We start from the raw sequence: 12,998 nt of genomic DNA, 5'->3' as shown, positions 1-12,998 counted from the left end.
AGGGACGGATGGACGTTCGACGTTTTGCGCTGCCGGTCGCGGCGGTGCTCGCGGTCCTGGCCGCCGGCTACGCGGTGTGGGCCGGGGTGTCGTGGTGGAGCGCGTCGTCCAGCGACTCGGTCGCGTTCTCGCGCGAGCGGGACGAGGTGCTGCGGGTCGGGCAGGTCGGGATCGCGAACTTCACCACCCTCGACTACAAGAAGGTGGACGAGGACCTGGATCGGTGGCTGGACTCGTCCACCGGCGAGCTGCGCTCCGAGATCGAGGACGGCCGGGCCGACCGCAAGAAGCAGATCGAGGACGCCAAGACGGTGACCGTGAGCCGGGTGCTGGACGCGGCCGTCACCGAGCTCGACGCACGGGCAGGGAAGGCGCACCTCATCGCGGTCGTGGAGACCACGGTGACGCCGGAGGGCGGGCAGGCGGTGAAGAAGGTCAACCGGTACCAGACGGACCTGGCCCGCACCGACGCCGGTTGGAAGCTCAGCGCGCTGGGGCCGGTCGCGGCCGGCGGCGCGTGAACCGAGGAGATGACGTCAGTGCCACCGTCCCGCCGCCGCCCGGTCCCGACCACGCCGACCACCCGGCCTCGCGTCGCCGGCCTGCGCAAACGCCCCGAGCCGGGTGCCGCGCCCGGGACCGACGCGCCGGTGAACGGCGTCGACGCCGCAGCGCCGGTCGAGGACGCGCGCCCCGGGCGTGAGGGCGCCGAACCGACCGCCGCCGAACCGGGCGCGGACCGCGCCGACACCTTGCCCTCCGACCGCGACATCATGCGCCCGGCCGAGGTCACGGGCCTGATCGCGCCCCGCGAGGACGACGAGGACGCGGAGGGCGAGACCACCGAGCCCGCACCGCGCCCCCGCCCGACCGGCCGCCGCAGGCGCACCGGCGAGGCCGTCGCGCCCAGCGTCCTGACCGAGCCCGCCGCGGAGCACCCGAAGTCCGAGGCCGACGCCTGGGCCGCCCGGCACAACGAGCCCGCGGACCGCTCGACCCGCCTCGGCGGGTCCGGCCCGGTCCTGCCGATCGCCCTGGTCGTGGTGGCCGCGCTCCTGGTCGGCCTCGGTGTGTGGTTCCAGGGCCGGGCCGGCGAGGTCCGCTACAACGAGGCCCTGGTGGACAGCGCGGGCACGACCGAGGTCGCCGGCCAGACGCGCGAGGCGGTCGAGAAGGCGTTCTCCTACAACTACGCGGACGTGTCGGCCACCGAGGAGGCCGCCAACGAGCTGCTCGTCGGCAAGGCCAAGTGCCAGTACAACGCGATCTTCGGCCCGGTGCGCACGCTCGCGCCCGAGCAGAAGCTCGTGGTCACGGTGAAGGCCGTGTCCAGCGGCGTGACCTCGCTCGACGGCGACCGCGCCACCGTGCTGCTGTTCCTCGACCAGGTCACCACCCGCACGACCGACAACCAGAGCGGCGGCGGCATCGCGATGATGCGGGTCGGCGCGCAGAAGGTCGACGGCCGGTGGAAGGTCGACAACATGGAGATGTTCGGCCAGAGCGGCGACCAGGCGGCCGAAACCGCCAAGTGCTGACCGGGCGGCGTCCGGACGGCGTCGCGGGACGTCCACTCAGGACTGCGGACCCGGTTTCATGCCTCAACACAACGTGATCTGGGTCACATTTTTTCCTCGGTGACCGAACGAGATCGCCATGGTCTCCCTTCGGGGTCTGAACGCCCGCGAAAGGTCACGGTTGCTCACGTCCATGTATTTTCGCAGGTCACAGCGGTAACTCCGCGTTATCGCGCCTTGCGCCAGTGGAGTGATCGCCGCGTGGCATCTTGACTGTGGGCGTCGGCGGGGTCACTCTGTCGGTGAGCACGAGAAAGGTCCTTCCAGGTGCCTCTCGACAGTTGCCGCGCGCGTGGCTAGACTGCTCCTTTGCGCTGCCCTCTTTCCGTTTGCCCTTCGCCGAGAGCTGGATTGCCGGGCATCGCCGCACCCTTGACAGCCGTGCTAGTTCCGCTGACTAGCCAGCTACCTGTCCCTGGAAGGACGCATCTTGGCGATCTCTCGCGCGACCAAGGCCACTGCTGCGACCAACTCCACGTCGGGGATTCCCGGAGCGCCGAAGCGAGTCTCTTTCGCGAAGATCCACGAACCGCTTCAGACGCCCAACCTGCTCGACCTGCAGATCCAGTCGTTCGAATGGCTCACCGGCGACGAGGCGTGGTTCCAGCGCCGCGTCGACGAAGGTGACGAGGCGCCGACGGGCGGCCTCGAGGAGGTCTTGAACGAGATCTCCCCGATCGAGGATTTCTCCGGCTCGATGTCGCTCTCCTTCTCCGACCCGCGCTTCGACGAGGTCAAGGCCTCGACCGAGGAGTGCAAGGACAAGGACATGACGTACGCCGCCCCGTTGTTCGTCACGGCGGAGTTCACCAACCACACCACCGGCGAGATCAAGAGCCAGACGGTGTTCATGGGTGACTTCCCGATGATGACCGACAAGGGCACGTTCATCATCAACGGCACCGAGCGGGTCGTGGTTTCCCAGCTCGTCCGCTCGCCGGGTGTCTACTACGACACCGCGATCGACAAGACGACCGACAAGGACGTCTTCAGCGTCAAGATCATCCCGTCCCGGGGTGCCTGGCTGGAGTTCGACGTGGACAAGCGCGACACCGTCGGTGTCCGCATCGACCGCAAGCGCCGCCAGCCGGTGACCGTGCTGCTGAAGGCGCTGGGTTGGACCACCGAGCAGATCCGCGAGCGCTTCTCGTTCAGCGAGACGCTGCTGACGACGCTGGAGAAGGACCACACCGCGGGCACCGACGAGGCGTTGCTCGACATCTACCGCAAGCTGCGTCCGGGCGAGCCGCCGACGAAGGAGTCCGCGCAGGCGCTGCTGGAGAACCTGTTCTTCAAGGACAAGCGCTACGACCTGGCGAAGGTCGGCCGGTACAAGATCAACAAGAAGCTGGGCCTGGCCACGCCGATCTCCACGGGTGTGCTGACCGAGGACGACATCGTCACGACGATCGAGTACCTGGTCCGCCTGCACGCCGGTGAGACGACGATGCAGCCCGGCGACACCGAGGTGCCCGTCGAGGTCGACGACATCGACCACTTCGGCAACCGCCGCCTGCGCACCGTCGGCGAGCTGATCCAGAACCAGATCCGGGTCGGCCTCTCCCGCATGGAGCGCGTCGTCCGCGAGCGCATGACGACCCAGGACGTCGAGGCCATCACGCCGCAGACCCTGATCAACATCCGCCCGGTGGTGGCGGCGATCAAGGAGTTCTTCGGCACGTCCCAGCTGTCGCAGTTCATGGACCAGACGAACCCGCTCGCGGGCCTGACCCACAAGCGCCGCCTGTCGGCGCTGGGCCCGGGTGGTCTGTCCCGTGAGCGCGCCGGCATGGAGGTCCGCGACGTCCACCCGTCGCACTACGGCCGCATGTGCCCGATCGAGACGCCGGAAGGCCCGAACATCGGCCTGATCGGCTCGCTGTCCTCCTACGGGCGGGTCAACCCGTTCGGCTTCATCGAGACGCCGTACCGCAAGGTCGTCGACGGCCGGGTCACCGACCAGATCGACTACCTGACGGCCGACGAAGAGGACCGCTACGTCAAGGCGCAGGCGAACGCCAAGATCGACGACGAGGGCAACTTCCTCGAGGACAAGGTCCTGGTCCGCAAGAAGGGCGGCGAGGTCGAGCAGATCGACCCGGCCGACGTGGACTACATGGACGTCTCGCCGCGGCAGATGGTGTCGGCCGCGACCGCGATGATCCCGTTCCTCGAGCACGACGACGCGAACCGCGCCCTGATGGGCGCGAACATGCAGCGCCAGGCGGTGCCGCTGCTGCGCAGCGAGTCCCCGCTGGTCGGCACGGGCATGGAGCTGCGCGCCGCGGTCGACGCCGGTGACGTCGTGGTGGCCAAGAAGACCGGTGTGGTCGAGGAGATCTCCGCCGACTACGTCACGGTCATGGCCGACGACGGCTCGCGGCAGACCTACGGCCTGCACAAGTTCCGCCGGTCCAACCAGGGCACGTGCATCAACCAGAAGCCGATCGTGAACGAGGGCGACCGGGTGCACGAGGGCCAGGTGCTGGCAGACGGCCCGTGCACCGAGAACGGCGAGATGGCGCTGGGCAAGAACCTGCTCGTCGCGATCATGCCGTGGGAGGGCCACAACTACGAGGACGCGATCATCCTGTCGCAGCGCCTCGTGCAGGACGACGTCCTGACCTCGATCCACATCGAGGAGCACGAGATCGACGCGCGGGACACCAAGCTGGGCGCCGAGGAGATCACCCGGGACATCCCGAACGTCTCCGAGGAGGTCCTGGCCGACCTCGACGAGCGCGGCATCATCCGCATCGGCGCCGAGGTCCAGCCCGGCGACATCCTGGTCGGCAAGGTCACGCCCAAGGGCGAGACCGAGCTGACCCCGGAGGAGCGCCTGCTCCGCGCGATCTTCGGCGAGAAGGCGCGCGAGGTGCGCGACACGTCGCTGAAGGTGCCGCACGGCGAGTACGGCAAGGTCATCGGCATCCGCGTGTTCAGCCGCGAGGACGACGACGAGCTGCCCCCCGGCGTGAACGAGCTGGTCCGCGTCTACGTGGCCCAGAAGCGCAAGATCCAGGACGGCGACAAGCTCGCCGGCCGCCACGGCAACAAGGGCGTCATCGGCAAGATCCTCCCGGTCGAGGACATGCCGTTCCTCGAGGACGGCACCCCGGTCGACATCGTGCTGAACACGCACGGCGTGCCGCGTCGTATGAACATCGGCCAGGTGTTGGAGACCCACCTCGGGTGGATCGCCAAGCAGGGCTGGAGCATCAACGGCGACCCGGACTGGGCGAAGAACCTGCCGGCGGAGCTGTACGACGTCGAGCCCGGCACCAAGACCGCCACGCCCGTCTTCGACGGCGCCAAGGAGGACGAGATCACGGGCCTGCTCGGCTCGACGATCCCGAACCGCGACGGCGAGCGGATGGTCAAGGAGAACGGCAAGGCGGTGCTCCTCGACGGGCGCAGCGGCGAGCCTTACCCCTTCCCGGTGTCCGTCGGCTACATGTACATCCTGAAGCTGCTGCACCTGGTCGACGACAAGATCCACGCCCGCTCGACCGGCCCGTACTCGATGATCACGCAGCAGCCGCTGGGTGGTAAGGCGCAGTTCGGTGGTCAGCGGTTCGGTGAGATGGAGTGCTGGGCGATGCAGGCGTACGGCGCCGCGTACACGCTCCAGGAACTGCTCACGATCAAGTCCGACGACGTGCTCGGCCGCGTGAAGGTCTACGAGGCCATCGTCAAGGGCGAGAACATCCCGGAGCCGGGTATCCCGGAGTCCTTCAAGGTGCTGCTCAAGGAGCTCCAGTCGCTGTGCCTCAACGTCGAGGTGCTGTCTTCGGACGGCGCCGCGATCGAGATGCGCGACGGCGACGACGAAGACCTCGAACGCGCTGCGGCCAACCTCGGCATCAACCTGTCGAGGACCGAGTCGCCGTCCGTGGACGACGTCGTCAACTGACGCTCGCCGTCACCCGGGGGGATGCCTCCCGCGTCCCCCCGGGTGACCAAGCCACCAGCACCCCAAGCAGCACCGAACCAAAAAGGGGAAGAGAGTAGACGTGCTCGACGTCAACTTCTTCGATGAGCTTCGCATCGGTCTCGCGACCGCGGACGACATCCGCCAGTGGTCCTTCGGCGAGGTCAAGAAGCCCGAGACCATCAACTACCGCACGCTCAAGCCGGAGAAGGACGGCTTGTTCTGCGAGAAGATCTTCGGTCCCACCCGGGACTGGGAGTGCTACTGCGGCAAGTACAAGCGCGTCCGCTTCAAGGGCATCATCTGCGAGCGCTGCGGCGTCGAGGTGACCCGCGCCAAGGTGCGCCGTGAGCGGATGGGCCACATCGAACTGGCCGCGCCCGTCACGCACATCTGGTACTTCAAGGGCGTTCCCAGCCGGTTGGGCTACCTGCTCGACCTGGCGCCCAAGGACCTCGAGAAGATCATCTACTTCGCGGCCTACGTGATCGTGGGCGTGAACACCGAGCTGCGCCACAACGACCTGCCCACGCTCGAGAACGAGATGCAGGTCGAGCGCAAGCGGGTCGAGAACCGGCGCGACGCCGACGTCGAGGCCCGTGCGCAGAAGCTGGAAGCCGACCTGGCCGAGCTGGAGGCGGAGGGCGCCAAGTCCGACGTCCGCCGCAAGGTCAAGGAGGGCGGCGAGCGCGAGATGCGCCAGCTCCGCGACCGCGCCCAGCGCGAGCTGGACCGGCTCGACGAGATCTGGTCCACCTTCACCAAGCTGGAGCGCGCCCAGCTGATCGCGGACGAGCTGCTCTACCGCGAGCTGTACGACCGCTACGGCGACTACTTCACCGGCGCCATGGGCGCGGAGGCCATCCAGCGGCTCCTGGGTGACTACGACGTCGACGCCGAGGCCGACGTGCTGCGCGAGACCATTCGCAGCGGCAAGGGCCAGAAGAAGCTGCGCGCCCTCAAGCGGTTGAAGGTCGTGGCCGCCTTCCAGGCGACCCGCAACAACCCGCAGGGCATGGTGCTGGACTGCGTCCCGGTCATCCCGCCGGACCTGCGCCCGATGGTGCAGCTCGACGGTGGCCGCTTCGCCACGTCCGACCTGAACGACCTGTACCGCCGCGTCATCAACCGCAACAACCGCCTCAAGCGACTGATCGACCTCGGCGCGCCCGAGATCATCGTCAACAACGAGAAGCGGATGCTGCAGGAGGCCGTCGACGCGCTGTTCGACAACGGCCGCCGCGGCCGGCCGGTGACGGGCCCGGGCAACCGGCCGCTCAAGTCGCTGTCCGACCTGCTCAAGGGCAAGCAGGGCCGGTTCCGCCAGAACCTGCTCGGCAAGCGCGTCGACTACTCGGGCCGTTCGGTCATCGTGGTCGGCCCGCAGCTGAAGCTGCACCAGTGCGGCCTGCCCAAGCAGATGGCGCTCGAGCTGTTCAAGCCGTTCGTGATGAAGCGGCTGGTCGACCTCAACCACGCCCAGAACATCAAGTCCGCCAAGCGGATGGTGGAGCGCGCGCGCCCCGCCGTGTGGGACGTGCTGGAAGAGGTCATCACCGAGCACCCCGTGCTGCTGAACCGCGCGCCCACGCTGCACCGGCTGGGCATCCAGGCCTTCGAGCCGCAGCTGGTCGAGGGCAAGGCCATCCAGCTGCACCCGCTGGTCTGTGAAGCGTTCAACGCCGACTTCGACGGTGACCAGATGGCGGTCCACCTGCCGCTGTCCGCCGAGGCGCAGGCCGAGGCGCGCGTGCTGATGCTGTCGTCGAACAACATCCTCTCGCCCGCGTCGGGCAAGCCGCTGGCCATGCCGCGTCTGGACATGGTGACCGGCCTGTACCACCTGACCCGGCACAAGAAGGGTGACCTCGGCGAAGGCCAGGCCTACTCCTCGCCCGCCGAGGCGCTGATGGCGTTCGACCGCAAGGTCCTCGGCCTGCAGTCCATGGTCAAGATCCGGATCACGGACAAGAACCCGCCGAAGGGCCAGGAGCCCGAGGGCTGGGAGCCGGGTCAGGCGTGGCTGGCCGAGACCACCCTCGGTCGCGTGCTGTTCAACGAGGTCCTGCCGGCGGACTACCCGTTCATCAACGACGTCATGCCCAAGAAGCGGCAGGCGACGATCATCAACGACCTCGCCGAGCGGTACCCGATGGTCACCGTCGCCCGGACGCTGGACAAGCTGAAGGACGCCGGTTTCTACTGGGCCACCCGGTCGGGCGTCACGGTCGCGATCTCCGACGTGCTCGTGCCGGCTGCCAAGCAGGGCATCCTGGACGAGTACGAGAAGCTCGCGGACGCGGTCGAGAAGCGCTACCAGCGCGGTCAGCTCTCCCACACGGAGCGCAACAACGAGCTGGTCAAGGTGTGGACCAAGGCCACCGAAGAGGTCGCCGAGGTCATGGAGGCCAACTTCCCCGAGGACAACTCGATCCGCATGATCGTGATGTCGGGCGCGGCGGGCAACATGACCCAGGTCCGCTCGCTGGCGGGTATGCGCGGTCTGGTGACCAACCCGAAGGGCGAGTACATCCCGCGGCCGATCAAGAGCTCGTTCCGCGAGGGCTTGTCGGTGCTGGAGTACTTCATCGCCACGCACGGCGCCCGCAAGGGCCTGGCCGACACCGCGCTGCGCACCGCCGACTCGGGTTACCTGACCCGTCGTCTGGTGGACGTCTCGCAGGACGTCATCATCCGCGAGGTCGACTGCGGCACCACGCGCGGCGTGAACATGACGGTCGGCGAGCGGCTGGGCGACAAGGTCGTGCTGGCCGAGTTCGCGCAGACCAGCGTGTACGCGCGGACCATCGCCGAGGACATCACCGACGCCGATGGCAACATCGTGCTCAACCGCGGTGACGACCTGGGCGACCCGGCGCTGGCGACGCTCGTCGAGGCGGGCGTGACCAGGGTCAAGGTCCGCTCGGTGCTGACCTGCGAGTCCGCGGTCGGTGTGTGCGCGTCCTGCTACGGCCGTTCGATGGCGACCGGCAAGCTGGTCGACGTCGGCGAGGCCGTCGGCATCGTCGCCGCGCAGTCCATCGGTGAGCCCGGCACGCAGCTGACCATGCGCACGTTCCACCAGGGTGGTGTGGCCGGTGACGACATCACCACCGGTCTGCCCCGTGTGCAGGAGCTGTTCGAGGCTCGCGTGCCGAAGGGCAAGGCGCCCATCGCGGACGTCGACGGCCGGGTGCGCATCGAGGACGGCGACCGGTTCTGGAAGATCACCCTCATCCCGGACGACGGGTCCGAGGAGATCCTCTTCGAGAAGCTGTCCAAGCGTCAGCGGCTCGCGAACACGGCCACCGGCCCGTTGCAGGACGGCGACCACGTCGGCGTCGGCCAGCAGCTGCTGGAGGGCACGCCCGACCCGCACGAGGTGCTGCGCGTGATGGGCCCGCGCGAGGCCCAGCTGCACCTGGTCGGCGAGGTCCAGAAGGTCTACCGGGCCCAGGGTGTGGCGATCCACGACAAGCACATCGAGGTCATCGTCCGGCAGATGCTGCGCCGGGTGACGATCATCGACTCGGGTGCGACCGAGTTCCTGCCGGGCTCGCTGGTCGAGCGCGCGGAGTTCGAGTCGGGCAACCGGGCCGTGGTGGCCGAGGGTGGCGAGCCCGCCGCCGGCCGTCCGGTGCTGATGGGCATCACGAAGGCGTCGCTGGCCACGGACTCGTGGCTGTCGGCGGCCTCCTTCCAGGAGACGACGAGGGTCTTGACGGACGCCGCCATCAACGGGCGTTCGGACAAGCTCATCGGCCTGAAGGAGAACGTGATCATCGGCAAGCTGATCCCGGCCGGCACCGGTATCAACCGGTACCGGAACATCCAGGTGCAGCCGACCGAGGAAGCGCGTGCGGCGGCGTACGCCATCCCGAGCTACGACGACGGCTACTACACGCCGGACGTCTTCGGCACGGGCACGGGCGCCGCGGTCCCGCTGGACGACTACGACTTCGGCCGGGACTACCGCTGAAGCAGATAGCCGCCTGAAAGGCCCCCGGAGCCTCCCGCTCCGGGGGCCTTTCGCGTGGGCTCGCGAGAAAGCGGCCTACGAACGCGCCCGGCGTCGATCACCGGGTTCGCCGCTGCCGCGTGCGGAGAGCCAGCGGGTCGCGTGGACCGGCAGTACGCTTGTCGCCCATGCTCGACCGGTATCCAGGTTGAAGTGATCGTCGTGTCTCAGCCAGAGGGTTCGTCACCCACATTCCAGAACCCGGGTGAAGCCAGAGCTCGTGCCAAGGCCGACAAGGCTTACCGCAAAGCTCAACGCCCGTGGTACAAGAAAAGCGCTTCATCTTCGGGTTGGCTCTTCTCGTCATCGTGGTCGTCATCATCGTGAACAGTGGTGGTGGGTCAGGTGACAGGCCGGCCGTGGTGTCGCAGGACAACCCTCCAGCCGGACAGGAATCGGCTGCGCAGCCCGCGTTTCCCGGCGCCACGAACAAGGACGCCGTAGCGCGAGCCGGCGAGACCGTGGACGCCGACGGGCTGAGGGTCACCACCACCAGCCTCGTCCCTGGTGAAGGCACCCGCGGTCCGACCCTGTGCACCACGGTGACCTACGACAACCAGTCCGGTCGACCCGCCACCTTCAACGGCGGTTTCGACTGGAAGTTGCAAAGTCCGAACGGGCGATTCTCTCGAACACCTTCACCGGAAGTGACAACCTGCTGAAGTCAGGCGAGTTGGCGCCAGGCGGGAACATGACCGCCGATGTGTGCTTCGACGCTCCGGAGGGGAATTCCGCCGTCGGGCAGTACGTGGTGCTCCTCGACCCGACCTTCCGATTCAGCTCAGACCGAATCGCGTGGGTCAACAAGCGCTGACGGCGTTCAGGCCCGGGTGGTTCGGCAACGCGTTCGACACGCGGGTTCGTCAGGTGGTGCGCCGGCGCGATTTGGCCAGGGAGCGGGCGCGGGCGACCAGGTCGTCGACCAGGTCCGCGTCCGCGACCGGGGGTGTGAGGTCCGAGCAGCACGGTGGCTTGGTGCGCTTCTCGGTCAGCTTCGGGCGGACGCCGGCCAGTTCGTACAGCGTCTCGTAGAGGTCGCGGCCGGGGTCGTCGTCGTGCGGGCCGACCAGCAGGATCCACGCGGTGCGCGGGGCGGGGAACGCGACGACCACGCGGTCGGCGCCGCGGAGGTGCTTCACGCAGAGGCGGGGCAGGGGCTCGGGCCCCGTGACGCGGTAGCCGAGCGCCAGGCAGCCGCTGTGGGCCAGCTCGTCCAGGAACCTGTCGTAGGCGACCCTGGCGGCGCCGCGCAGGCCGGCGGCCTGTACGGCCGCGACGGGCGTTTCGACGACGGTGATCAGCGAACTACGCGTCCTTCGCCGCGGTGCATCTGCTCCAGGCTGGTGACGAGGTCGTCGCGGTCGAGCAGCGTCGCGTCGCTCAACCGCCGGTGCACCTCGTCCAGCAACGCCCGGTTCTTGCCCGCCCGCCTCAGGTCCGACACGACGTGCAGCACCTCGTGCAGCCGCACGGCGTCCAACAACATCCGGGGCTCCTGGCTGTGGATGGCGAGCACGCCCTCGCGCGCCCACGCCTTGACCGTCTTCTCGGTCAGCTCCAGCAGCTCACCGGCCACCACGGGTCGCACCGGCGGGGCCTTGCGCAGGGCCTTCGCCACCACGCCGTGCAGCTTGCGCCGCCGCTCGTCGTCCTCCGACAAGCTCGACGCGACCTCTTCGATCTCCTCGATCTGGTCGAACAGGTCGCGGATCTGCGCAGCCTCCGTGGCGACGGACATGACGGACCTCCTCGGATCACTACCGATTATCACCCGGATTCTCGGTAGTGACAACGGTGGCCCCGCACCACCCGGCGCGGGGCCACCCACCACGAAGATCAGGACGAGAAGAACAACCCGCCCAGGCCGCGGTGCTTGCGGTGCCCGTGGTGGCCGTAACCGGGCGCGGCGCCCCAGCCCGGCTGCACCGGCTGCTGGACGTAGTGCACCTGCGCGGGCGGCGGCGCGACGGGCGGCGGGGGAGCCATCTGCTGCTCGAGCCGGGTGATGGCCTCCAGCTCGCCGTAGTCGAGGAAGACCCCGCGGCAGCCATCACACTGCTCGATGTGCACGCCCATGCGGTCGAAGGTGCGCATGTTCGCATGACACTTGGGACACTGCATCGTGTGAGCCTCCTGCTCTTGACGCGATGGTCCCGATATTAGCCGCGCCGAATGGGTTCGTGTGTCGACACGATCCGCGCGCACGTCTCGATCAGCGCTTCTTGAGCGTCGTTCAACTCGGTTCCGTCGCGCTCCGCAGCGGAAAGGGCACGGGCCGCCATCTGCACGACCAGTGCGCGCGCGGGCGCGTCGAGCACCGACCACGGGTCGTCCCGCGGCACGCCGACGCCACCCGCGTCCAGGTACGACCCGAGCAGCCGCCCCCACGCGTCCGGGTCGAGCACCCCCGCCGCGTGCAACGCGGCCGGCCGCGCCAGGTCCCACGCCGGGTCCCCGACGCCGAGGTCGTCGACGTCGATCAGCCGGTACCCGTCCCGCCACACCAGCTGGCCGAGGTGCCAGTCGCCGTGGATGAGCGTGACGCCGCCGTCGCCGAACTCCGGCAACGTCGCGAACGCCCGCCGCACCAGGTCGGCCGCCGGCGTGTCGAGGGTCAGGTCGCGCACCGCCCGCTCCATCCGGGGCCGGGCGCCGGCCAGGGGCACGGGCGGCGCGAAGTCCGCCGCGGTGAACCGGTGCAACGCGGCCAGCATCCGCCCCGCCGCTTCCATGGGCAGGTCCTCGGGCTCGCTCTGCGGCACCGGCGTGCCCATCGGCCAGGCCGTCACGGCCCGTCCCAGCACCACCGCGGGCGCCGAGCGCGGCGCGAGCAGGAGCTCGTCCAGCCGAGGGTCGGCGGCCAGCCGGAGCCGCGCGGTGAGCACGGCCAGGTCCGTGCCCCGTTCGTGCGCCTTGAGCACCACGTCCGAGACCCGGACCACCACGACGTCGCCACGCACCGCGAGCACCTCGGGTGGGCCGTCGGCCGCCACCAGCGCGGCCATGCCCGCGATGAGTTCGGAGTTCACCCGACCAGTGTGACCGGCGTCCGGCCCGGCCCCGGCCACGGTCGACGTGACCGCACTCCCACTCGATCGAGTGAATGGGTGGTCACGTCGACCTGCGCGTTCCTCGTATTCGTGTTCTGATAACCGGTGAGTCGCTCCTCGGTCCTGCGGCCGGTCCTCCGAGCGAACGGTTGCGACGACCGTCACAAATCCACCCGCGCACTTGATCGGCACGCGGCGCGTGTCCGCTCGGTCGGCCTCGGCAGCGGATCCGTTTTGACCCGTGGGAACCAGGCGGGGTATCTTTGGTACTCGTGCCCGACCCATGTCGGGCCGCTCCGCGTGCCTACGCGCCAGTGGTGCTGGAAAGCCGGCCGCGGTGACCTCCACGCGTAGGGGCATCCTGGGATGTCGCCTGCGGACCTGGGGCCGCTGTGCAGCACTTTCGGCACCGCCGAGAGCGG

The 12,998-nt window shown here is 68.9% G+C and carries 9 protein-coding genes; 5 read left to right on the top strand and 4 right to left on the bottom strand.

Translation table 11 applies throughout. The features are described 5' to 3' along the window. Positions 1 to 8: 8 nt before the first annotated feature. The 5 genes from AB0H12_RS16600 to AB0H12_RS16580 all read left to right on the top strand — a co-directional run bounded on the left by AB0H12_RS16600 (position 9) and on the right by AB0H12_RS16580 (position 10,188). Positions 9 to 521, top strand: coding sequence for an Rv1363c family protein (locus AB0H12_RS16600; RefSeq protein WP_499623699.1), 513 nt, complete (start codon positions 9 to 11; stop codon positions 519 to 521). Between the two features lie 9 nt (positions 522 to 530). Continuing rightward, positions 531 to 1,538, top strand: coding sequence for a hypothetical protein (locus tag AB0H12_RS16595; RefSeq protein WP_499623698.1), 1,008 nt, complete (start codon positions 531 to 533; stop codon positions 1,536 to 1,538). Positions 1,539 to 2,007: 469 nt separating this feature from the next. Next, positions 2,008 to 5,490 carry a DNA-directed RNA polymerase subunit beta gene (gene rpoB, locus AB0H12_RS16590; protein ID WP_498776534.1) on the top strand — a complete coding sequence of 1,161 codons (3,483 nt, stop codon included), beginning with the start codon at positions 2,008 to 2,010 and terminating at the stop codon, positions 5,488 to 5,490. A 100-nt stretch (positions 5,491 to 5,590) separates the two neighbouring features. Further along, positions 5,591 to 9,487: a DNA-directed RNA polymerase subunit beta' gene (locus tag AB0H12_RS16585; protein ID WP_499623697.1), complete on the top strand. Its 3,897-nt coding sequence runs from the start codon at positions 5,591 to 5,593 to the stop codon at positions 9,485 to 9,487. 299 nt (positions 9,488 to 9,786) lie between these two features. Next, the gene (locus AB0H12_RS16580; protein ID WP_499623696.1) at positions 9,787 to 10,188 is read left to right on the top strand and encodes a hypothetical protein; all 402 of its coding nucleotides are present in this window, start codon (positions 9,787 to 9,789) and stop codon (positions 10,186 to 10,188) included. Positions 10,189 to 10,389: 201 nt separating this feature from the next. Here AB0H12_RS16580 and AB0H12_RS16575 read toward each other — a convergent pair whose 3' ends face one another. From AB0H12_RS16575 to AB0H12_RS16560, 4 genes are all read right to left on the bottom strand, one after another. Further along, positions 10,390 to 10,665 (bottom strand): hypothetical protein, encoded by a 276-nt coding sequence (locus AB0H12_RS16575; protein ID WP_499623695.1) that lies wholly within the window; start codon positions 10,663 to 10,665, stop codon positions 10,390 to 10,392. A 158-nt stretch (positions 10,666 to 10,823) separates the two neighbouring features. Then, positions 10,824 to 11,264, bottom strand: a complete 441-nt coding sequence (locus AB0H12_RS16570) for a hypothetical protein (protein WP_499623694.1) — start codon at positions 11,262 to 11,264, stop codon at positions 10,824 to 10,826. A gap of 98 nt (positions 11,265 to 11,362) precedes the next feature. Further along, positions 11,363 to 11,647 carry a TFIIB-type zinc ribbon-containing protein gene (locus tag AB0H12_RS16565; RefSeq protein WP_268995990.1) on the bottom strand — a complete coding sequence of 95 codons (285 nt, stop codon included), beginning with the start codon at positions 11,645 to 11,647 and terminating at the stop codon, positions 11,363 to 11,365. Between the two features lie 38 nt (positions 11,648 to 11,685). Beyond that, entirely contained in the window at positions 11,686 to 12,555 is an 870-nt protein-coding gene (locus AB0H12_RS16560) for a phosphotransferase (RefSeq protein ID WP_499623693.1), read from the bottom strand. Between the last annotated feature and the right edge of the window lie 443 nt (positions 12,556 to 12,998).

Origin of the sequence: Actinosynnema sp. NPDC023794, from assembly GCF_040639675.1 — a bacterium.
GTDB classification, from domain to species: domain Bacteria; phylum Actinomycetota; class Actinomycetes; order Mycobacteriales; family Pseudonocardiaceae; genus Actinosynnema; species Actinosynnema luteola.
The sequence above is the reverse complement of the archived record's forward strand: the minus strand, read 5'-3'. Positions and strand labels throughout refer to the sequence as shown.

What these genes read in the sequence shown, in the direction of transcription:
- AB0H12_RS16595 (WP_499623698.1), top strand. Translation starts at nt 531, where the DNA reads ATGACGTCAGTGCCACCGTCCCGCCGCCGCCCGGTCCCGACCACGCCG.
- AB0H12_RS16570 (WP_499623694.1), bottom strand. Translation starts at nt 11,264, where the DNA reads ATGTCCGTCGCCACGGAGGCTGCGCAGATCCGCGACCTGTTCGACCAG.
- AB0H12_RS16600 (WP_499623699.1), top strand. Translation starts at nt 9, where the DNA reads ATGGACGTTCGACGTTTTGCGCTGCCGGTCGCGGCGGTGCTCGCGGTC.
- AB0H12_RS16565 (WP_268995990.1), bottom strand. Translation starts at nt 11,647, where the DNA reads ATGCAGTGTCCCAAGTGTCATGCGAACATGCGCACCTTCGACCGCATG.